Origin of the sequence: Shewanella sp. SM95, from assembly GCF_025653595.1 — a bacterium.
GTDB classification, from domain to species: Bacteria; Pseudomonadota; Gammaproteobacteria; order Enterobacterales; family Shewanellaceae; genus Shewanella; species Shewanella oncorhynchi.
This window is the reverse complement of record NZ_JAKKSE010000068.1, coordinates 1-685: the sequence shown is the minus strand read 5'-3', so window position 1 is coordinate 685 and position 685 is coordinate 1. Positions and strand designations below refer to the sequence as shown.

The 685-nt window shown below is 47.6% G+C and carries 1 pseudogene; it reads right to left on the bottom strand.

The annotated features are described in order from the left end of the window. A pseudogene (locus tag L5M29_RS23685) lies at positions 1-685 on the bottom strand (hypothetical protein); the annotation flags it as partial.

Genomic DNA, 685 nt, shown 5'->3' with positions numbered 1-685 from the left:
CTTAAACTAAATTGCACCAACTTGTTGGCTAAGGCACTGCCATCAGCTGCCAGTAACGTTGCCGTCACGGTTGCAGGGGTCGCTGCGTTAATGTTGGTGGTAGTTGAACTGAGTGTTAGTTTCGGTGGTGGCACTTGCCCTACCGCATTACCGTCACCTTGCATATAAAGCGATACATCGGCAGTACTGTCATAACCAAACACATTTACTTTAACATTCACTGCACCTTCAATATTTGCAGTTATTAATTGAATTTTGGCAACACCGTTTGCATCCGTTAACGCAGTACCTGAGTCTGGTGTAAAACTTCCCATCAATGGGTTGTTTAGACTGAAACTCACAATTTTGTTCGCTAATGGGGTCGCATCTACACTCTTAATCGTTGCCGTTAATGTCGCCGGCGTTGCTTTGGCTACCGTGCCTAAATTCGACGATAAACTCACGATAATTCCGGAGCCATCTCCAGTGTTACCGTCACCGGCCATATTCACACCGAGCGAAGCTGGCTCTGCATCCACACCTTGCACTAAGGCAGTCACTAAGGCCGCGCCTTTGATATCCGCCGTTGCTAAGGTTATTTTCGCGACACCGTTACTATTGGTTAGCGCCGTACCCGTGGCAGGGTCAAAAATACCCAAGGTATTATCGTTTAAGGAGAAGCTCACCAGTTTGTTGACGAGCGGCA